This window comes from Litoribacter populi (genome assembly GCF_007483685.1).
Lineage (GTDB): Bacteria > Bacteroidota > Bacteroidia > Cytophagales > Cyclobacteriaceae > Litoribacter > Litoribacter populi.
This window is the reverse complement of record NZ_VMKN01000001.1, coordinates 1,015,650-1,036,058: the sequence shown is the minus strand read 5'-3', so window position 1 is coordinate 1,036,058 and position 20,409 is coordinate 1,015,650. Positions and strand designations below refer to the sequence as shown.

Below are 20,409 nucleotides of genomic sequence, written 5' to 3'. Positions count from 1 at the left end.
TCGTAAGAATAAAATTCTATTTTTGTTTTTAAGATACTAACAAAAATACAAAATTAATTAACTTGATTCTATGGCATTAGTAACATTCACCTCGGATTTTGGCGATACGGACTATTATGTGCCCGCTGTGAAAGCCACAATGCTTTCTATTAATCCACAGTTGAATATCGTTGACATTTCCCATAAAATCAAACCTTATGACATTGCCCATGCAGCTTTTTTGCTGCGCTCGGTATATCGAGACTTTCCCAAAGGGACTATCCACCTGGTAGCTATCAACAGCACCAGCAGTATGACCGACGGTTTTATCGGAATCAAGCTCAATGAGCACATTTTCATAGGCCCAAACAACGGAGTGCTGAGCATGCTTTCTGACACCGATCCCGGGATCATCGTGCAGTTTGCTGATATCCACATTAAAGACAGCACATTTCCTGCCAAAGACATCCTTGGGCCGATCGCAGCGAAGGTAGCCAGCGGCGCGGCCATACATGATTTTGGCGGACCCTTGCATTCCATCAAAAGAATGCTGTCCCGGCAGTTTAAAGCCACCAAGAAGGAGATTGTAGGCTATGTCATACATGTGGATAATTACGAAAACCTTATCACGAATATACCCAAGGATGTTTTCGACAAACTTAATCCAGGCAAATACTCCATTGAGTTCAGCAGGGAAGTCCTACATAGTCTGAACGACTCCTACGACACGGTGGAGCCTGGCGATTGCTTTGCCTTCTTCAACAGTCGGGGGCTATTGGAAATTGGTATCAATCACGGAGAGGGGGCCAAATTACTCGGTCTCCGCATGGATAGCCCCGTATTTATACATTTTGAACAAGAATAAACCTTAACCACCCTTTACCTATGTTGATCAGGACGGTTCGTATGACCTTTCAGCCAAACAAGGAAGATGAATTTCTGGAAATCTTCAATGCCAGCAAAAAAATGATCCGCAACTTTCCCGGTTGCAGCCATCTGGAGCTTTGGCAGGACTATCATCAAAAAAATATTTTCACCACCTTCAGTCACTGGGAGGACGAGGAGGCGCTAAACAATTACCGTGATTCTGAACTCTTTAGATCCACCTGGAAGAAAACCAAGGTGCTTTTTCAGGAAAAACCGGTAGCCATGAGCCAAAAAAAATCCCAAGAAGTGGCTCCCTAGTATTGCACGATTAAAATTCTTTCCCCATATTTGCACTCCGATCAGCAAGCAACAAAATAGTTGCAGCTAATAATGCCCAGATGGCGGACCTGCCTGCCGGCAAAGGCAGGATCGGTAGACGCATTGGTCTCAAACACGATATTTGCAGTTTACAAGAAACTGAATTTATATATTACAAGTAAAAATGCCCAGATGGCGGAATCGGTAGACGCGTTGGTCTCAAACACCAATGCCGCAAGGCGTGCCGGTTCGACTCCGGCTCTGGGTACACTGGCCGAAAAGCTCTCGAAAGAGGGCTTTTCTTATTTTAAGCTATTTTTTTAGACTCATAATTTTTCTCCTTATGCCGATCTATGTCTATGCAATCAAAAGCTTGGTCAGAAACTACATCTATGTAGGCATGTCCAATAATGTTGAAAGAAGATTTTTGGAGCACAATCGCGGCGAAAACAAATCAACGAAACCCTACAAGCCATTCGCCCTTATTCTGACAGAAGAATTCCCGTCGAGAGTTGAAGCCCGAAAAAGAGAAAAGTTTCTAAAGGTTGGGAGTGGAAAGAAGTATCTTAAAACACTATTATAACACTTCATAATAGACACCAATGCCTTCGGGCGTGCCGGTTCGACCCTGCCTGCGTGCCTTGGCAGACAGGCCTGCCTGCGTGCCTTGACGGCAGTCAGGCAGGCAGGTCCGGCTCTGGGTACACTGGCCGAAAAGCTCTCATAAGAGGGCTTTTCTTATTTTAAGCTATTTTTTTTTAGACTCATAATTTTTCTCCTTATGCCGATCTATGTCTATGCAATCAAAAGCTTGGTCAGAAACTACATCTATGTAGGCATGTCCAATAATGTTGAAAGAAGATTTTTGGAGCACAATCGCGGCGAAAACAAATCAACGAAACCCTACAAGCCATTCGCCCTTATTCTGACAGAAGAATTCCCGTCGAGAGTTGAAGCCCGAAAAAGAGAAAAGTTTCTAAAGGTTGGGAGTGGAAAGAAGTATCTTAAAACACTATTATAACACTTCATAATAGACACCAATGCCTTCGGGCGTGCCGGTTCGACCCTGCCTGCGTGCCTTGGCAGACAGGCCTGCCTGCGTGCCTTGACGGCAGTCAGGCAGGCAGGTCCGGCTCTGGGTACAAGGACTCCTTTTTAGGAGTCCTTTTTTCGTTATAACTTTTTTGCTTTAAACTACTTTTTATGGACCCAATTTTTAATTAGGCGTATATCCTTCACATCTGGGGGAAATCGTAAAAGGAAAGCGAAACGTAACCGCCTACATTGTCCTAAAACTGGAAAAGGAGTTGGGCATTGCTGCGGAATTCTGGATGTCTTTACAGATGGATTATGACTTATATGTAGAACGGAGAAAATTACAGACGGCCTAATCGAAGCCCAAATCACCTTCAATCACTCCCTACCACCTCTCCCTCCGGCACCAGCTCCAAAGTGATCATCAGCGGAAAATGATCGGAGCCTATGGGGCGCAGCCTGTCATAGGAAACCAACAGGAAATCCTTGGTATAGAAAAAGTGGTCCAGAGGATATCTAAAGAAGGGTACAAACACATTATATGTATTGAAAAAACCTCGTCCCTCCCTAGATCTAGCATATTGGTCTTTTGCTGGAAGCGCTCAGAGGTGCGTGACCAAGCCACGTCATTGAGGTCGCCGGCGATGATGACCGGCCCTTCCTTTTCTATTACCCTTTGACCAACCAACAAAATCTCCGTATCTCGTTCATAGGTATCCGTGCCGGGCTTGGGCGGTTCGGGATGGAGGCAATGCAGCTTAAAGGATGCCCCCGAAGGCAACTTCACCTGTGCAACCATGGAAGGGATGTCATCCTTCACGAGAAAATTGATCTCCGTTTCTTCCAGATCCAGCTTCGAGTAAAGGATCATTCCATAGGTATTATCCAAGGGATAAACCAGGTGATAGGGATAGGTAGTTTTCAAAACCTCTACTTCAGCGGCCCATATATGATCTGGTTCGGTGAGCAGGATGATATCCGGATCCTTTTCTGCTACTAGCTGAATGAAATCATCATACCTACCATTGTCCATTTTGACATTATACATCAATATACGAACGGTATTTTCCAATACGGGAGCCACCGCCTCAGCGGCCGGCGTGGGATAAAGCGGGATGTACCTGACCATCATCCTGGATTGATAAACAATCGCAGCCAAAAGGAAAACAGCAATGCCTAAAAGTCTGAATTTCTCCCTACGATAGTAATACAGTGTTAAACCCAATGCCACAATGGTAAAGAATGTAATCTGAGCCCTTGGAAAATCGAATATCCTGATCCACCAGTGATGGGTGTCGATCATCGGCAAGGCGGTGGCAATAATGACCAAAAAAATCAAAACCTGGGTAACTAGACGCATGGGCCAAATTCATTTATATGATTATCCGCAATGATGCCAGTAGTCATTAATTCCTTGTTTTAAGCGACGGAAGACCGATGACCGAAGTGGCCATGAATCTTGCCTTCAGCCATCTTTTTATTAGTTGATAGTTTTTACTGGCAATAAAGCGGATATACATATTCATTTAATAAAGGTAAAAATCATCAAACAGCCTTTCTCAAAAACAGTACCTTAAAAAAGTATAACCTAATGCAATTCTTACAATGGCCCTAATCAAAATAAATAGTTACACCTTTCTTCATAAGGCTCCATTAATAGCTAAAAATACGAAAGTAGGTCAAGTCAATAATTACATGGCCTACCCCATTTCACTATAATCCCTTTTGCTTCTCCTTAGAGTCCGCATAACAAACCTGGCTACTATTCTCTCTCACCAGTCCAAAAAAATCTGAGAGGTCCTTAAGAATTCCAAGTTTCACCTCCACGACAATCCCTTCCGAAAACGGAGCTCCCACCCATATGTTATACTTCCTGATCTTCATCCTAAACCCGTCTATAATTTATCATTACCCCAACCTAGACCCAACACTCATCCAACATTCACCCAGCTAAACCTTGGGCCAGAGTTGGGCAAAGGATGGGTGTTTGCTGGGTGACAGTCGGGCCATAGACGCTTCATACATGCTTCATAGTGCGGGGAGAGAGGAATGGGGAATTAATAATGGGGAATTAGGAATTAATTTCCAATTCTCTATTCTTTGTGCCCTTCTTTTCCTTCGTGCCCATAGTGCCCTAATGGCGGGTGACCAATTTAATCTTATTTCTTTCTCACTGTTGGCTAATCGTATACACCAAGCTCACTCTAAAATTCCCCGGTGCATAGTACCGCTCCATCAGATCGGCTCTGTAGTCTATATCAAACTGGTTCCCCGGCTTATTGCTGTCTCCACGGCTACCGCTCTGCAGCACCTGGCTGCTGCCACTAAGAGGCATGTAATCCTGCCGGCCATTCACACGGACCTGCAGCACCTCCACAGGAAGCTCAGAACTCCCTTCCTCGGTAACAAAGTAATCGCTTTCGGCCCGCACGCTCAGGTTCCAGTCCTTATTGGACCTCACCCCAATGCTGCTGGCGCCGATCAGCTCCATGCCCTGCTCGACCTGCTGTCTTTCGGTAAACTCAAACCTGGCTTCCCCGCCAAGGTTATTCCTGAGGTCCAGCCCCATCACTTCATGGATTACGATCCGGACCTGGTCGGTGGCAGTATTGTTATTGGTTTGGGCCAGCAAACCATTAGCTGCTCCTAGATTAAAAACACTTAACAAAATAGCGAATGCAAAGAATCTCATCATCATTCTCCCTCCTTCTTTTAAAATATCAGTCCCTGATACATTCAAGTATACGGACAAAAAGTACATAAGGATAAAAGACTCCTTGATGTTAAAATGTTTGAATAAAACCGCGAAAAAGCCTGATTAAAGTCACTGAAAGTAAAGCGGGTAGGAAATAGGATGAAAAAATTACCTGTTGATTTTAGGAAAAAATGGGGATTTTTGACTTGAGGAAATGCAGAATTATAGGGGAGAAGAGCGAAATTTATGCTCTACAAAATATAAAAATTTTAATCAAGTCCACACGCTATACGATAATTTAGCAGGGGAGTGTACGTTTGCGGTGGATGTATGAAGTCCGCAACTGTTCTAATACCAAGAGATAGTGATTTAACCCCTCTTTCCCCTGACCCGACAATTACTTCATCTGCTTCCGTAATTAAACGTGGAGAATTATCTTTTACAACATATAGATTAGGCCTAGCTATATCCATATCAGACCCATTTTGATTTAAAGTTAAATATAGCTCCCATGAAACATTACTCTTGATAGAAAATTCAGAATATTTTTCATGGGTAATGCCATTCTCCGAAATCAACTTCGCAATTTCATTAAATTGAAATGGAGGTGTATTAGATGGCAAAATATCGCAAGTACAACGTTTTTTTATACTCACATCAACTTCAAAGGTCGCATCATAAATAGTTGCGGAGTTATCTTTTTGTATAATAATCAAGTCAAATTTAACACTATTAAATCCTCCAGGTAAATTATACCCCAGAGGCATCATACTTATATCGAAGGTTCGATTTGGAAAACTAGTGTTTCCGGAGACAGTATTATTTTCTCTGCTAAAAATTGACCTGAAATCTGGCCCCAAATCTAGATCAACTCCATTTTCATTCTTAATCCTGAAATAGTTTGCCCAACCTTCAAAGCCTGTTGCCAACCTGACTTGAACATCAAATCCAGTATTGTGTGCGCTTAGCTGAACGGCTATACTCCCCACTTGTTGAATCGTATTTGAAAGGGACTCAGGATCATATGACATCGACATCAAATTCGAATAATTATTTGAAATGGAATGAACAGTCCTATTGGTCCCCCCCTGCCCATTTGCATTATAGGCAGTAACTAAGAAAACTATGAATAAAATAAATCTAGGAGATCTCAAATCAATTATTTTTGTCCAAAATTAAGTCTTACAGCTTTCTCCACAAAACAAAAATCGCTTATTTGCGGAAAACTTTAAGATAAATAACAGAATACCTTTCATGAAATACATTTTACAAAAGTTTAAATTGAAATTATCCTGTTTGACTGTCATGGGTCTTCTGGTGGCAGGCACTCTATCAGCCCAAAATATAAGCGTCTACCCCACTACCTTGGATTTCAGCCTCTCGGCAGGCAACAGCCAGGTGCAGAGGGTTGCTGTAACCAATGTATCCAACAAGGAAATCTTTATAGAGGCCGAACTGGGAGACTGGCTTAGAGACAATAAGGGAAACCATCAATATTTCAAATCCGACACCCTTCCCCAATCCCTGGGAAAGTACATCACCCTGGAGCGGAACTTCACCAGCATAGGACCGGGTGAAACAGAAGATATCCAGCTCACTCTTGCCCTTCCCAATGATGCGGAGCTGAATGAAGAAATGAAATGGAGCATGCTCTTCATCACGGGCGTGGAACCCAAAAGCGAGCAGGCGGAAGAAAACACCGGGCAGGTCAGAACCCAAATCAGGGAGGTATTCCGATTCGGAATTCACGTCTATCAAACACCCCCTACACTCACGGAAAAGTCAACTGAAATTTATGACTTGTTCCTGAACGAAGAAGACCATATCCAGCTTGAGATGAAAAACACCGGCCAATACATGCTGCAATGCACGGCCCATCTTGAGCTCGTGCATCTACAATCAGGAAAGGAAGTCAAGACTGAGAAAAAAGAGTTTCCTGTATTTCCAAACGGCGAAAGAAAGCTGTTATTTGAAAAGCCCGACGGACTGGAGAGTGGGGAATATGCCGTGATGGCGGTGATTGATTATGACCCTAATCTGCCGATGGAGGCTGTGGAGACGGTGGTGAGTATTCAATAAGAAACGAATTTCATTATTCATTATTAGGCATTCATCATTCATTACTTTTTCACTTAATGACTCCAGTTGTTTAAATCGTCCATTGTATATTAAAAGTTGGATTGGAGAACTTGCCCTTGGAGGCTGTGAAGTTTTTTTTGGGGGAGGGGGAGATTATCAATAAGGAACGGAAATCAACTTCATTATTAATTATTATTCGACATTCATTTTTCTTTTCACGGTTGACTACAGTTGTTAGAACTCAATCAGTAGAAATGAAAAGGGGGGCTTGGAGAGAGGGAAATGACATTTGTTCAAAACTTGCTTAGTGCATTTAAACAAGACCAGTAAAATCCATATTGCGGATGGAGAGTATGGAGATTTCGATTTTGAATATCTATAATGACCATAAAAATTCAAATCAGTACCTGGTATTGAAAAGCTTATCTTCTCTAAATCAGAAAATGGAGAACCAAAAAAGCCAAGCTAGAGAAGCTTGGCTTTTTAAATTTTATCTATTAGTTAAATTATATATTATTTGAACCTCATAATCTCCCTCTTCCATTTCCAGTCCAGGAATTACTTCATATCGAAGATTAAACAAATCGCTAGTTCCTTTAACTCCATCTCCAATCAAATCGATAGGGTCGCCAGTTAATGTCACAGCAGGCCTATCATCTACCAACACCTTAAATACTCCAGTATAATTATTTATTATTTCCCTATTAATTCCAGCAGTTATTTTCCAGTCTTTATTTGCCCTAACTTGAACCGTAGCAATATTTACCGATGTAAGACCTCCCTCTAAATCATCCGCATTATCAAAAACAAAATTTGGAATATCAACAAGTTTTTCAAAATCCATTGACGCTATAGACTCTATTTTAATGGTAACATTTTGGTTTGCACCATTAGAATCCTGCCCCACCGACATCTGCACTGCACTCACTACTAAAATCGCGGATAATAATATTTTCTTAATCATGGTATATTTTTAAAGGTTTAAATTCTTTATAAGGTGTTTCGTTCAAGTGTCACAAAAGTATATTTCGTTCAGCATATTTCAAAACGAAATGCATTTAAATTAACACCAAAACAATATTTATTTATTCAAAATACAAATAGGTGATTTTACTTATGCACCCAAACCTATATTAACTAATTGTATTTTAGACAATTAACTAATAAATAATAAGCTTTCATTCTCGTGATTTTCACCTAAGTTTTTAACATTATCTTCTGCTTATCCTTCGGATATTGATGTCACGGGACTTCTGGCGGATGGTGTAATGCACCTCACAGCGCTCGTTGTCAAGTAAGTCCACCGACTGGCTGCCGTTTTCGATCTGGAATTTATCGGCCGACAAACCTGCCGGACTCAAGGTCACGATGTACCGACCTGATGGCACGTTGAGCAGAAACTCTCCTCTGGAATTCACTATAGTCTCATACTCCTCCCCTTTCTCGTTCACCACACGCACCTTCATGCCCTGCGGATTGAATCTGTCCGCCTGGTTGTCATCATGGATCACCCGTACAGAACCTTTGATAAACTTGCTCTTTATAAAAGGCACTCCATAAGCGCCGCCCTTATAGGCCGTAAAGTTTTGCTCTACTCCTTTGGCCGGAACCCAGCCCACGAGATTACGCATGTTGCGCATCTCAAGCTTGTACTCCCCGTCTTCCACGTTTTTGTACACCACCAGCCCATCGGCATCGGTCATAGCCATCCTGCCGTTGACCAGTACATACTCATGGGCAATCACTTCCTCACCTTCATCCCACACCCCGTTGCGGTTTTCATCCATGAAGAACTTCAGCTTTACATCATGGTACTTTCGGATTCCCACCGTCGGCACACTCAGCTGCTTGCCCAGGTTGAAGTTGACAAAGCTGTTGTTCTTGCTCAGAAGATTCCACGATACAGAAAGGCCACCATAGAAGCCTACTTTTGGAATATTGAAGCGGAAGGAATTTCTCAGGAAAAGCATCTTGCGGTCAAAGAATACATTGTCCTCAAAGTACTCCGCCTGCATGTTGTTGCTCAGCTGGGTACCATTTTTATAGGTCTTGGTAAAATCAAAGTATGGCCCCACCTGCATTCGCTGCGGCAAGACCCCATCTTCAAAATCACGCATTACTTCATTATAGAAGTTTGGCCCCCTATCTATACGGCCACGGATTCCAAAACTTTTATAGCTCAGGTTAAAGTTATTCGTCATCGCCACCCTACCATACACATCCTCAAGCCCCTCCAACGTCACATAGCTAAGTGCAGAATTGAGAGAAAAGCGGAAAGGCAGCTTGCCACCATAATTATAGCTCCAAGCCGTCCGGAGGTATTGCGCCAGAGGTCCGGCCTGCATGGCAAAACGCTGCTCCATATAAGAAAAGGTCCCGCTCATTCTGGCCTTTTTATAGGCAATGCTATTTCTCAAACCCGTTTCCTTAAGCTGCATAGCCTCCACCACATAGATGCTGTCCGGAGTGAAGATCATCGGGCGACGGGCAGTCTGGTTGTGGAAAGCCGAAAGCTCATAATTCTTCCAGGACTTTCTCACCTGATGCTTTTGGTAGGAAAACCCGCGGTTGATCCCGATAAAAGTGTCTGAATAGTTATTGACCTGGGAAATGGCACTGAAACCGTTTTTCTGATATTCAACTTGGTAACCCCAAAGGCTTCCTTCTGTTAATCGCCCTTGTCTGTTATCAAACTCATTCGAATACCCTCCTGACACGCCAACGGTCCAAGCTCTGTTGACCTGATATTGCAGGCTTTTTGTCAGCAGGTAATTGTAGCTGCCGCTCTGGTAATCATAATTGGCAAAGTGGTGCACCGTGCCCGCCACATCCTGCGCATATTTAAATCCACCCGAGTAATCCACCTGATAAAGGGGATCCATACGGCTCTGGCTGACCGTCAAGTCATGAAACTCCTTGTCGGACTTGTGATAACTCATCCCGGCACCGTAGCCATTGATCAGGAAGTCGGTGAATTTAATAATGGTACCTGCCGTGTAGGTGAAGTCTCCTTTTCTGTAATGTGCTTGATAAAGGGAGTTTGGCCCTCCCAAATGTCCCATCCCATCAGTCCGCAAATTAATACCCAAGGCTTGATCGTTGTGAAGTTCTATGGAACCGGCAAGGTTTAGAAACATCATCGGACGTCCCAAACTGCTACGGAAACCTTGAAGCTCCATGGTCAAGGGCACGTCGTAATAGGCATTTTGCTGTTGGCGGATCTCGGAACCCACAAGCTGAATGTTTCCGGTAAGTTCTTTCTTCAAAACCATCCCACAACACAAACCTCATCTGATCAAGCTCCAAGTCAGCCAGTGTAGTGGCCGCAACTGGGAAGTTAAGCCTGATTACGGTATCTCTTTTTGCCTCAAGAGCAAAATGCAGCTGCTCATCGATCAGCTTTTGACCTTTCTGACTCATGGACTGCAGAGAAAACTCCTCTCTTCTATTACCCCTGTTCTGCACTTTCAGTTCAAACTCAAACTCATCCTCATACTGCACCAAGATTTGGCTGTTCAGCAGTTGTGCTCTCCAGTTTCTGCTTTCCTCGGTTCTGATTACAAAATCAAAAGGCTCCAACAGTTCCTGGGTATCCATCATAAGGATCTGGAAACTTACCGGATCGGCTCTAAAGTCACTTTCTTGATGATATCGATAGGAAAAACGGATGGGTAAGATGACCTGCTGTCCGGGACCAATGTTGATGGTACGGTCAAGATCGGAGATCATTCGGATTTTTTCATTGTCGAGGAGGTTTACTTTGACATTTACCGCCTGGGGGGATGGGTTGGCGATAATAAGGCGGATGAGCCCCATATCATTCTCACTCAGGTGTATTTCTTTCTCCGAAAAATGATATTCCAAAATATTCTCGAAGTTTCCGAACTGCTGTGCCGTGGATATTTGGCTTAAGCAACAAAGCAATAGGCAAGAAATAATCCCTTTTAATGCTAGGCGGAACATGGATACTTTTACGCTACTCAAAAATGACAGAACTATTCCTGCCACAGGTTATTCTGTAAGCGACTCAAAACAAAGTATTTAGAAGAAAAACCCCTCCATCATGCTCCACATTCACCAAATATTCGTCTGAATCGTATGCAAAAGTATAAGATCCGACTGAATTAACAAGCGAAAAAGTAGATATATTATGCGTTTTTGTTTATATGAATTGTATTGCAGTATGTACTAAGTACTATGTACTAAGCCTTAACTGAGGCACCTGAATGAATCGCTTCTTAGTACATTGTACCTAGTACCTAGTACAACATTTAAACTCCCTTCACTGGGAATTCATAAAAATACTTCTCCCCGTTCACCACGATGATATACTGGTGGGTCTTATATTCCTCAGGGAGGGGCAAAAGGTCATCGATGAAGGAAAATTCCTCGCTGATTTTAGGCGGAATACCCTTGTTGTGGGCCATCAAGAAGTGCATGAAATCTTCAGGCACATAATATATAAAAGGCTTCATTTCTTTATCCGGGTGGTCATTCTTAAAAGCATCCTTGGTCTTTTGGTGGTTTTCAAGGAGTATGGACTTTTCCTTATCCGTCAATGTTCTCATAAACTTGTCTATTAAAAAGGTTATTTAGGAGATGATAGAGCAATTAATATGCCTGTAAAATTGTACGATTAACCATGTACCATGTACCAAGTATTTCTAGGACGGACCTTTGTTTTCAGCCATTTTAATGGTTTTCTATCATTTAGCCTTCTAGCAGCAGCCGTTCATCCCTACCGAGTCATCGTGATCTAAACATTAACACCAAGAAGCACAAATCAAATCTGTGTAAATCTGTGGTATCTGTGGTGAAACTAAAAAAGGAGCCTCTTAGAAACTCCTTTTAAACCCTGACTGCCGTCAGGGAGATTCGAGCCCTTTGTAGCCCAATACTTCCACGAAGTGGTCTAAGTGCTCCTTTTTCCTCCGCGAGGAAGCCTTTGTGGAACTTCTTTTTACTTGTGTGCATTGTGGCCAATTTCTTCCGCGAAGAGGCCATTTTTGTCCGCGAAGAAGTCCTTCCGTCTCCGGTCTTCCGTCTCCCATCTTATTTCCTAAACTTAATCGTACACCCAATCGCCTTGGTATTTGCCACGGCGATCTGTCTGTCTTCTAGCAGAGCGTCCACGGCTTCTTCTACATATCTATCCGTCACCTCATCTGCATCACGGTAGTTGTTGTCAATAGCGCCGATGTATTTTACCACCAAATCATCATCCTGCTTCTGTAATAGATACACCTCAGGCGTACGGGTGGCACCATAAGCATTCACGATTTCCTGGCTTTCGTCATAGACATAGGCAAAAGGGAAGTTTTTGTCGTTGGCTCTTTCCTGCATCTTCTCATAGCTGTCACCTGGAGAAAGCGCCTCATCATTTGGGTTGATGGCGATCACAGGGTAACCTTTTGGAGCGTACTTTTCGTGCAACTCAATCATTCTGTCTTCGTAAGCCACCACATAAGGGCAGGTGTTGCAGGAAAAAATCACTAAAAAGCCTTCCGCATCCTCATGGTCAGACATGGAGACCATCTCACCATCCACATTCTTAAGTTCAAAATCCATAGCCTTGTCACCAACTTTGTAACCGCTTTTCTGGGCAAATGCACCTGTGAAGGCAAAAGCCAAAACCATTGCAAAAACTAACCTCATGTTTCTCATTTTTATTTAAGTTTATTGATAAAATCCTTTAGTTCCTGCTCGCTCATTTCCCCTTCGTGAAAATGCCGCTTACCCTCTGCATCGATAAACAATGTCGCCGGTATGGCCCCAGACCAGTCATCGCTCACCTTTCCTATCCATCGGTTGTAATCGATATCATCCAATAAAACCACCGGAGAGGAAATTTTCCTCTTCTCCATAAAGCTCTCCACTCTATCCGGTTTCCTGCCATCATCCAGGGACACAAACATCAGCTCCACTCCCTCTGCTTTGCTCACCTTCTGAAAATGCGGCATCTCCTTAATACAAGGCGCACACCAAGTCGCCCAAAAATTATACACCCGAATCCCGTCCGACGGAGCTTCTATTATCTCCTCAAACTCATCAAAGGACACAATCTTCAATTTCCCGTCGCCTTGAAAAAGACTAAAGGCCAAAAGGGCTATTATGATACTTTTCATAAATTTAGTTTTTTGTTGTACTAGGTACTAAGTACTATATAATAAGATGATTTTCAAGTATTTAAACCATCTAGGCCTATTAAATATCTCGAAACCTGGAAGGTTTTATTCTTTAGATTCTCTGCGTTCTTTGCGATTTCCCTCTTTGCGTCTTTGCGTGAAATCTTTACGAGACTATTTACCTCAACAAATACATCTTTCCATACCCCTTCTTAAACGCCTTATCCCCCGCAGTGGCCCGGTGCTCCATGAACTGGCCATTCTGTAAGACAAGCACCCTATAAATATACACACCATTGGCCAACTGGTCACCAAACTCATCCTTACCATTCCAGGCATACTCTGTGATGTTATTGCCAATCCTCAGCGGCCCAAGCTCATCTTGAAAGATCTCACGAACCACCTTACCGGTAACCGTCATGATCTGGATTTTGATCTGGTCAGGCACCTGCGTGCCGGTGACTGTAAATACAAAACGTACATTTGTACTGAAGGGATTCGGATAGGGGTAAAAATTCGTGATCTGGGCCTCGTTTACCACTTCAAAATTGATTTCATAAGGCTTCTCCGCTTCCTGTCCTTCTCCCTTACCGTTGCTGATGCGCAAGGTGTACATCCCGTCCTCCAGCGGTCCAGGCTTCAGTTCCACTTTGAAATCACTCTCATCAGTAGCAGGGAACCATTTCAGTTTCGGACTGCTGAAGTTCAACCGCTCAAAAACACAACTTTCACACTGCTTTTTAAACATTACTTCCATGCCGACCGTATCTTTTTTGTGCATCAGGCTGTTCACATCCTTAAGGGAAGCCGCCACCAACACCGTCGGCGACACAATGTCCCCGTCCATGATGTACACCCCATCAAAACTCACATCGAGCACGGGTTTGCTGTCATCCGGAATCACGATAAAATAACTCGGTAGGTCCACTATATTGTTTTGGTAAGATTGCTCCAAAACTTCCCTGGGATTCACAAACACATTTACCGTGTTTTTCCCCGCACGGCCAGCAGAAGCAAAGTTCACTTCAAAAACATGGCTTTCACCAGCTCCAACAGGTGGGATTTTGGTAGTAAATCTTTCAAACTTCCTTAAATCAGTGTTATGAAAACTCCACTCCACAGTCAAGGAGTCGGTGAAATCATGTTTGGAAATGTTGCTAAATTCAAACCCTAACTCCTCTTCTTCTCCTTCCCTCATCTGGATTTGCTTTTGGGTCCCTTTGAAAACCAACACACCCTCTGGGACCCCTGTGTAATTCACCTGCCAATAATTGAGTTGGCTTGGCTTGTCAGCTTCTTCCTCATCCATGGCATATCGTAATCTGAGGAAAGGATACTGCCCGGCACTCAGGGATGCAAGTGAAAGCTCATTTTCCTGCAGCTTTTCAAACAGCACCACTTCCTCACCATCTTCGGTCACTCCGATCAGGTCCATGCTGGTATTTTCCTGGTTGAAAAGATCATTACGCTTGATGTACTGAAAAAGAGCGCCCCATTCACTCGCAGGCCCTACTTTAGGCGAAATGATACTTCCTGCCGTATAATGGCCTTCCACCGACTTTTCAAAGGTCAAAACCTGCTCATTCGTATCCTGTTCCCCATTTCTCTCCGGCACAATCTCGATAGCCTCCCCTGGCTTCATCCCTTTTCTGCCAAAAAGAATATAGGGATCACCAGTTTGCAGATTTCTCAATGTGGCCTCATTGGCACCAAATTCCTTCAGTTTAATATAAGCCGCATCCGGCCAGTTTGAAAACGTCACATTTCCTACCGAAAAAATCAGTACATAATCGCCATCGCCCACACCATCCACATAGTCGAGCAACATTTGATTGCCGCCAACCAGGTTATTATTTCTTATGGACTGAATGATTTGGGGAACCCGCCCGCAACTTCGGCCATCCAGCACATCAAATCCAGCCGGCGGGAATACTAAATAAGGTGTTAAATCTTTTGCCTGAAAAGAAAGCAAACCCAAGGAACCGTTTGGACAGGTCCTGTTACCGGCATCCAAAATGTAAGAAATGCCGTCCATGAGGAACTCGGTATTCTCAAAACTCAACCCTTCCGTCTGGCTGCCAAAAGTCATCACCCTCAAGTCCAAATTCACCCCTTCAAACCTCCACTCTCTTCTGGGTTCATCGATTTCAATCTGATAAAGACCATTGTTCCTAAACTGTGGCAATCTCCGCTGAGTCCAACCTTCCGGGTTTCCATTGATGTAGGAGAAAGTGGATTCATTCCAACCATCATCCTCTCCTTCTCTAGGCTCCATGAATTTGGTCCTCCAATAAAGCGTGAGGGAATCCTTTTGGCTAACCAAGGTTGTGAAATCCACTTCCCATCTGGCCAAACCTGTGGTCAACACCCGAGTCTCCCTCCTGGCTGCACTGCTGAAATTAGGAACGGTATCCATTTGGAACATGACGGTTCTTGGATCAGAGTAAAGTGGCGTAACTTGGGAGATCAGCGTGGTTTCAGGTTTATCCACAATCCCATACGCTAGCGGCATCAGGTTAGTGGTACCGTTGAGCTGGATAAATTCGGAAATGGTCACAGAGTTGTTCTGATAGGTCAACTCATCCACAGTCTGTTCAGAATTGAGGTTGATGGTGAAAAAGTTTTCTCCAAAGCCATTGAGGTCCCGGTTAGGTATAGGGAAGACAATCGTGTCGGCACGATAAACAGGCGGGAGGTTCAGTGGCTCATATTGGATAACCGTTCCATCAGGCAGCCTTCGGGTAACCTCCACTTTAAAGCTATCCAAATCTACCCGCCCTATATTTCTGGCCAAAAACTTCAAATTAAGCGTATCCGATAAAACATTAAGGTTCCCCTCCACCTGATTCTCCAAAGTGACTTCATCCGTTTTGATGGAATAATCAGCTTTGTTTGCTGGGAAAAGTTTTGCGGCAGGATCACCCAGCATCACCATCATAGTAGCATGCGAACGGTATAGCGGTCCGGCACCATATCGGCTATAAAGATGCTTTTCGGCCTCAATCCTAATCTTCCCGATCGACTGATGTATCAAAGAGGAATCGGAAAATGCTTTCAAATAAATGGATTCAGAATACCGCCTCAGGTAGATATCCACACCCAAATTGGAATGTGCAACAAAGTTAGAAGAGCCCGCATCCCTGGCAAGCACCCAGTCCTCCCCAAAGGTATAAGGAGTTCCATAGGCATTTCCTGCATCGCAGCCATTCAGCAGCAGCATGGGATACCTACCCTTGTTGGCATATCCCATCTGGGGATCGCTGGCAAAGCCGATTTCAATATCAATCAAGGAAGGTGAGGCATGACCAAAAAAGGTCACCATTGCTGCTCCCTGATTGACTTCATCGGAGATGTTGATAAGTTCCACAGTAGCGTTCGACCTTTTCCTAAAGGTCTTCACGCTGCCCCCTAGGTAAATATCCTCGGCAATATTTTTAAAACCGTTAAGGAAATTAAAGTAACGGTTGAGCTCAAGTGCGGAAAGGCCTCCACTGAGGTGGATGATGTTTTTCTGCCAAGGCTCCTGAACACCCAACGCTTCTTTCTCCTTTATTTTATCCAAATAAGAAGCCACCTCGTCGGGGTTTCTTGCCGGCACACGACCCAAAGCTATGGCCTGCACCTCTGGGTTTTCAGGGTCTAGGTTTTGCACAAAATTGTTGTCGGCATATGGATAGCCGGCCGGGGGCACCAAATCCTGCCATTCGAAGGCACCCGGGTTTCTTCTGTAGGTATAATTCACCCCATCCACCCTTCTGGTACTAAACATCCCCAATGCCCTACCCAGCAATAAAAGGTATTCAGGTTTGTTTTTGGGATAATATGCACGAAGAAATTCGTAAATGGCCAAGGGACTTTTTTCCCCATAGGAAAACTGATTATAAAGCTGGTCCATGTTGACCGTGAGAGTGTCGAACCCACCTCCCGCGGGGCTGGCCCTGTGAGCAGCGTATGCAGCAACTGGGTCCCCGTAGGAAGCTGCGGGACGTCTTAGAGATTGGTGGCTGATCATCACATAATTAGCAGGCTGATTGGCAACATCCCTAAAACGGAAACGCCTCATGCGGTCCACGTTTTTGATCTGACTGTTCCTTTGGAGAAAAACCTTTCTCCCTTCAGCCGCACCTCCACCGGGGACATGCAATACGCTGCCTTCCCTACGAAGGGATAAAACCCTTGGATTATCCCTATCGCTGATCTCAAAACCCACATAATCGGCCGTCACTCCCGGAATGTGCAACCTATCCACACCACGATCCATATCGAAGCTGAGCTGGTCAAAATCACCCGACGCGACCCTTCTAGGATAATTTAATTTCATAAAGCTCAAGGAAACGTTATCCACATCCCCTTCTCCTCCCAATGATCTGACCCGGATCACAATACTGCCATCGCTATTATAGTCTGTAGGAAGCAGATTGAAAACTACATTTTTAACTTCATATTCATCATACGTTACTCGAAGGACTTCCCGCAAGGAGTTGGCATTTGGTCCGGCACTAACGGCCGTATTGTGTGACGCTCCGGCACGGCCTATCAAGTTCATTTCAACCGTGTGCTCACCTGCAGACATCACCTCCCCGAGATTGGTCAGACTAAAGTCCAGCTGGTTATTCCTTTGGATAATGGGCCCCATCCAGCCTTGCCCCTTGTCATATTCGGGCATCCAGATTCCTGGGCTATAGACAGGCCCTAAATTGTATTGTTCATTGAAAACCAAAAGTCTTTCGGCCTGATAAATATCAACCGCAGGAGCGGAAAGGTTAACCTCTGCCGTCTGGTTCATCCGTAGGCCACGCACTCCCGGAGTCACGGTAAGAAAATAGGCTGTGGTGTCGTTGTGGGTATTGTAATACGGATTGGGCATATCCGCCGGATTGTTGTAAAGCCGATAGTCCAGTGTAGCGTCATTTTTTTTACCTACAAAGGTGATGTGGTCGCCTGGATCAAAACTACCATCCTGCTGCCCCGCAATCAATATCGGCACTTCCTCACCTCTGTGGTAAACCCTAATATCACGTGGATCAACTTGATTGGGGTTGATGCCTGATGCCGAAAATGCCGTATAACTGATTCTGTACACGCCGTCCTCAGCGGTTTCTATCTTATAATAATCCCTGCTGAAATCTATCCATTGGTTCTGAGCTAGCACCCAGTTGGGTAGCAAAAAGGTCAACGTCAAAATTAGCCTGTAAATTTTCTTCATACTCAATTCGGCTTTTTGTCCCAACCTTTATAAATCCTATAATTGTCCTTATGTTGGTTTAACCCAACTTTCACACTGAAAATATGTGAATATGGCGTCTGGGACACACTCCCTATATCGGAAAGGGCATAATCGATATGGACCAGACCATTAAGAAGAAAACCGACACCGAAGCTCGGACGGAAAGCAGTGCTGTAGCTGGCATCAAAGTTTTTGATCCTTTGCACGTTGCCTGCCCCGCCACGCAGATATACTAAATTCTTGTAAGCCACCTCCAAACCCATCCTAGGATCCACACTCAGCAAGTTGCTCCTCAAAATGGTATTCCGCTGACCATCAAAAGTAGTTTCAAGGTCCAGTGTAGCCTGCATCTGGATTTCATCTGACAACCATATATCTCTTGTCAAACTGAAGATTGCGCGTGGCAAGGTTAATTCGGTACTGTTAATCGGCACCTCGTTGTTCGTTTGGGAGTAAACTTCCCGAACCATTTCGGCATTGTGAAACCAGGAGTTGAATGTGGTAGTAACATCTCGCAGCATCACACCGACACGCCATTCGTCCAAAAGCACAATTCCCCCCAGGTCCAGCCCAAAACCCCAAGCATTTGCAAACTTGCCCACATTGCGGTGAATGACTTTAGTATTGACCCCAATCTTAACAATGTCGCTAAAATCCCGTGCATAGGATAAGATCATGGCATAATCAGCTGCATTGAAAAACTGGATGTTGTTGTAATTCAAGGCGCCATTGGCATCGTAGAGAAAGCGGGTGTCGGGGATATCATCCACCCCAAATCGGATGAGGGAAACCGCTATTTGGTTTTCTTCATCTATGGCCGTGGTATAGCCCGCATAGTCATACTTGGCGATTCCGGCAAAGTATTCGGCGTGCATGAGAGAGAATTCATGTTCATGCTTCACGCCCAAGATCCCAGCAGGATTCCAATAGGCAGCTGTCACATCCCTGACAGATGAAACCTGTGCCCCACCCATGCCCAAGGCTCTTGCTCCGACCCCGATTTGCAGGAATTCATTGGAATATTTAGGCGCAAGACTTTGCCCCTGAGCCTCAGTTAGGTACAGTAAAAAAATAGGCAAGCAGAAAACAATTTTTAAAAGTCCTGGGATACGGCTCATTAGGCTACAAATTAAATTAAAAAAATTATTTAAAAAGATAATGTGGGGGTTTTCGTTGACGAAAATCTCAAAAAATTAAACGGTACAAATAAAATAACCACAGAGGACCGGAGGGCGCAAAGAAAAGTCTAGTATTCTGAGCGGAGCCGAGGAATACTAGACTTTTTAATTCCTAGCATCGATCCCTGAGCGAAGCCGAAGGGGGAAAATGATTTTAAAGAGATGGTGGCTTAAGGTTTAAGGCTTAAGGTTTATAGCTTACGGATTTTTTAAACTTTAAACCTTAAACTTTAAACCCAAAAAAGGTGAATTTAACATCCAGAATACTAATGGATATGCACGAAACCGTACACTTTCCTGTTCGCTTGCACACCACTGCTAAACGTAGCGGGACATTTGGCACAGAAGCATAAAAATTATTTAAACAAACTGACTCTTACATTATTCACCAGACGCCCTGCCTCAAATCACTTGATTTCAGGCTTTTACAGACTCAAGCGATTCCATGACCAATTTTTCAAAGCCAAGAAATAGGTTATACAAGGTAGCTTCTTTTACTTTGGTATTATTTTTTGATTCATATGGTGGAAGGCGTACCAAGAATGTGCGCAAAATACGCTATAACATGACAGATATGAAAGCTTCTAACACCCAAATACAAATGCGGAAAGGAATCCTGGAATTCTGCATCCTGCATATCATCTCCAGGGGGGAGGTTTATGCCTCCGACCTGCTCGGGGAATTGAAGGAGGCCGAGCTGCTGGTCAAAGAGGGCACCCTCTACCCTTTGCTCAACCGGCTCAAAAACGCCTCACTGGTAGGCTATAAATGGGTGGAATCCGAAAGCGGACCACCCAGAAAATATTATACTATCACAGCCGAGGGGTTGGATTTTCTCGGACAGCTGGACCTGACTTGGGACTCGCTAACCAGATCCACCCAAACCATTATCTCTAAAAAATAAGG

Annotated in this window: 17 protein-coding genes, 1 tRNA gene and 1 pseudogene; 8 read left to right on the top strand and 11 right to left on the bottom strand. The window is 44.0% G+C overall.

Features of this window, described 5'->3' with window-relative positions; all coding sequences use genetic code 11:
- The first annotated feature begins 70 nt into the window (after positions 1-70).
- From FPL27_RS04325 to FPL27_RS20265, 6 genes and pseudogenes are all read left to right on the top strand, one after another.
- Positions 71-844: an SAM hydrolase/SAM-dependent halogenase family protein gene (locus tag FPL27_RS04325; protein ID WP_143959918.1), complete on the top strand. Its 774-nt coding sequence runs from the start codon at positions 71-73 to the stop codon at positions 842-844.
- 20 nt (positions 845-864) lie between these two features.
- A complete protein-coding gene (locus FPL27_RS04320) occupies positions 865-1,164 on the top strand; it encodes a putative quinol monooxygenase (RefSeq protein WP_143959917.1) in 300 nt (99 codons plus the stop codon).
- 186 nt (positions 1,165-1,350) lie between these two features.
- A tRNA-Leu gene (locus tag FPL27_RS04315) sits at positions 1,351-1,432 on the top strand.
- Between the two features lie 75 nt (positions 1,433-1,507).
- Complete coding sequence (locus tag FPL27_RS04310; RefSeq protein WP_143959916.1) at positions 1,508-1,747, top strand: GIY-YIG nuclease family protein; 240 nt, start codon at positions 1,508-1,510, stop codon at positions 1,745-1,747.
- Positions 1,748-1,945: 198 nt separating this feature from the next.
- Positions 1,946-2,185 carry a GIY-YIG nuclease family protein gene (locus tag FPL27_RS04305; RefSeq protein ID WP_143959916.1) on the top strand — a complete coding sequence of 80 codons (240 nt, stop codon included), beginning with the start codon at positions 1,946-1,948 and terminating at the stop codon, positions 2,183-2,185.
- Between the two features lie 211 nt (positions 2,186-2,396).
- Positions 2,397-2,555: pseudogene (locus tag FPL27_RS20265) on the top strand (helix-turn-helix transcriptional regulator); the annotation flags it as partial.
- An 89-nt stretch (positions 2,556-2,644) separates the two neighbouring features.
- Here the strand turns inward: FPL27_RS20265 and FPL27_RS04300 are convergent.
- The 3 genes from FPL27_RS04300 to FPL27_RS04290 all read right to left on the bottom strand — a co-directional run bounded on the left by FPL27_RS04300 (position 2,645) and on the right by FPL27_RS04290 (position 6,048).
- Positions 2,645-3,559: an endonuclease/exonuclease/phosphatase family protein gene (locus tag FPL27_RS04300; RefSeq protein ID WP_143959915.1), complete on the bottom strand. Its 915-nt coding sequence runs from the start codon at positions 3,557-3,559 to the stop codon at positions 2,645-2,647.
- Positions 3,560-4,369: 810 nt separating this feature from the next.
- Entirely contained in the window at positions 4,370-4,960 is a 591-nt protein-coding gene (locus FPL27_RS04295) for a hypothetical protein (protein ID WP_143959914.1), read from the bottom strand.
- Between the two features lie 203 nt (positions 4,961-5,163).
- The gene (locus FPL27_RS04290) at positions 5,164-6,048 is read right to left on the bottom strand and encodes a hypothetical protein (RefSeq protein ID WP_143959913.1); all 885 of its coding nucleotides are present in this window, start codon (positions 6,046-6,048) and stop codon (positions 5,164-5,166) included.
- Positions 6,049-6,148: 100 nt separating this feature from the next.
- Here FPL27_RS04290 and FPL27_RS04285 point away from each other — a divergent pair, with 100 nt between their 5' ends.
- Positions 6,149-6,973, top strand: a complete 825-nt coding sequence (locus FPL27_RS04285; protein WP_143959912.1) for a fimbrial biogenesis chaperone — start codon at positions 6,149-6,151, stop codon at positions 6,971-6,973.
- A 490-nt stretch (positions 6,974-7,463) separates the two neighbouring features.
- On the opposite strand, the gene FPL27_RS04280 is transcribed toward FPL27_RS04285, so the two are convergent.
- The 8 genes from FPL27_RS04280 to FPL27_RS04245 all read right to left on the bottom strand — a co-directional run bounded on the left by FPL27_RS04280 (position 7,464) and on the right by FPL27_RS04245 (position 19,443).
- Complete coding sequence (locus FPL27_RS04280; protein ID WP_143959911.1) at positions 7,464-7,937, bottom strand: hypothetical protein; 474 nt, start codon at positions 7,935-7,937, stop codon at positions 7,464-7,466.
- A 247-nt stretch (positions 7,938-8,184) separates the two neighbouring features.
- The gene (locus FPL27_RS04275; protein WP_143959910.1) at positions 8,185-10,239 is read right to left on the bottom strand and encodes an MSCRAMM family protein; all 2,055 of its coding nucleotides are present in this window, start codon (positions 10,237-10,239) and stop codon (positions 8,185-8,187) included.
- Positions 10,130-10,981 (bottom strand): hypothetical protein, encoded by an 852-nt coding sequence (locus tag FPL27_RS04270; RefSeq protein WP_143959909.1) that lies wholly within the window; start codon positions 10,979-10,981, stop codon positions 10,130-10,132. Before FPL27_RS04270 ends, FPL27_RS04275 begins: the two co-directional genes overlap by 110 nt.
- A gap of 263 nt (positions 10,982-11,244) precedes the next feature.
- Positions 11,245-11,541 carry a hypothetical protein gene (locus tag FPL27_RS04265; RefSeq protein WP_143959908.1) on the bottom strand — a complete coding sequence of 99 codons (297 nt, stop codon included), beginning with the start codon at positions 11,539-11,541 and terminating at the stop codon, positions 11,245-11,247.
- 484 nt (positions 11,542-12,025) lie between these two features.
- Positions 12,026-12,628 (bottom strand): thioredoxin family protein, encoded by a 603-nt coding sequence (locus tag FPL27_RS04260; RefSeq protein WP_235893367.1) that lies wholly within the window; start codon positions 12,626-12,628, stop codon positions 12,026-12,028.
- A gap of 11 nt (positions 12,629-12,639) precedes the next feature.
- Positions 12,640-13,098, bottom strand: a complete 459-nt coding sequence (locus FPL27_RS04255) for a TlpA family protein disulfide reductase (RefSeq protein ID WP_143959906.1) — start codon at positions 13,096-13,098, stop codon at positions 12,640-12,642.
- A gap of 178 nt (positions 13,099-13,276) precedes the next feature.
- Positions 13,277-18,304 carry a putative type IX secretion system sortase PorU2 gene (gene porU2 / locus FPL27_RS04250; protein ID WP_143959905.1) on the bottom strand — a complete coding sequence of 1,676 codons (5,028 nt, stop codon included), beginning with the start codon at positions 18,302-18,304 and terminating at the stop codon, positions 13,277-13,279.
- A 2-nt stretch (positions 18,305-18,306) separates the two neighbouring features.
- On the bottom strand, positions 18,307-19,443 hold the full coding sequence (locus FPL27_RS04245) for a putative type IX sorting system protein PorV2 (RefSeq protein ID WP_143959904.1): 1,137 nt from the start codon (positions 19,441-19,443) through the stop codon (positions 18,307-18,309).
- 634 nt (positions 19,444-20,077) lie between these two features.
- Between FPL27_RS04245 and FPL27_RS04240 the strand changes: the two genes are divergently transcribed.
- Positions 20,078-20,407 carry a PadR family transcriptional regulator gene (locus FPL27_RS04240; RefSeq protein WP_143959903.1) on the top strand — a complete coding sequence of 110 codons (330 nt, stop codon included), beginning with the start codon at positions 20,078-20,080 and terminating at the stop codon, positions 20,405-20,407.
- Positions 20,408-20,409 lie beyond the last annotated feature (2 nt).